Below are 335 nucleotides of genomic sequence, written 5' to 3'. Positions count from 1 at the left end.
TGCTGAAACAAGTAGAGACGATTACATCGAAAGAAACAGCTCAAACAGTTAATGAACTATTCAAACAATTTACAAGCTAAAAAATGGGGGTGTTATCCCCCATTTTTTATTGCTGTAAAATCTTTTCGAGCAATGTATCATCAAATTGTTTTTCTTTCAGCATTTCAATCTCAAAACGGTATGGCGGTTTTTTGTTCTTTTTATCTTCTTTTGTTTTGTGATGTGTGGTTGTTTTTTGGTTTGTGTTGTTATCTTTTTTGGATTTAGCTTCGTTGGTGTGAGATTGTGATGTATAAGCGTTATTGTTTGTTGGGTCATCTGCGGTCGTCTGTTAG

It is taken from the genome of Candidatus Kosakonia sp. 282A-S69 (genome assembly GCF_029433855.1).
In the GTDB taxonomy this organism is placed as follows: Bacteria; Pseudomonadota; Gammaproteobacteria; order Enterobacterales; family Enterobacteriaceae; genus Kosakonia; species Kosakonia cowanii_A.
Note: the sequence above shows the minus strand (reverse complement) of the source record.